The organism is Streptomyces sp. BE303, assembly GCF_036290945.1.
Classification (GTDB): domain Bacteria; phylum Actinomycetota; class Actinomycetes; order Streptomycetales; family Streptomycetaceae; genus Kitasatospora.
On record NZ_JAQYWZ010000954.1, the window covers coordinates 1 to 532 of the forward strand.

The 532-nt window shown below is 70.1% G+C and carries 1 pseudogene; it reads right to left on the bottom strand.

Going from position 1 to position 532, the window contains the following annotated elements:
- Positions 1-461, bottom strand: a pseudogene (locus PUR56_RS40625) (beta-ketoacyl synthase N-terminal-like domain-containing protein); the annotation flags it as partial.
- Positions 462-532: the final 71 nt, after the last annotated feature.

The window sequence follows — 532 nt, forward strand, 5'->3', positions numbered from 1 at the left end:
ACATCCGGCGTCGGCATGACCGTCACACCACCGACCAGCGCCATCGAGCACTCACCCGAACGCAGCGCCTGCGCGGCCAGATGCAGGGCCACCAACGACGACGAACACGCCGTGTCCACCGTCACCGCAGGCCCCTCCAGTCCGAACGTGTACGATATCCGCCACGACATCACCGACTAAGCCGTACCCGTCAGCAGATGGCCTTCCAGGCCCTCCCCGCACTCCCCCGCCCCGTACAGGATCTCTCCCTCCCGGGCGTAGAACGTCACAGCATGCTCCGGATCCGGGTGGTACAACCCCTCAAGATCCCACCCACGATCCGTCGGGAAGGCCCCGATCCCGTCCCTCCCGGACGCGACCAGATCCCAGAACTCCTCCGGCGTCCCCACACAACCCCGCAACCGCAGACCCATCCCCACGATCACCCCCGGGTCGTCGCCGGTGGCGGCCAAGGGCACCGGAGCGGCGGGACCCGCCGCCGCCGCGCCGCCGACCCCCGGCTCCAGAACGAACACGGCGAGCCGCTCGGCGC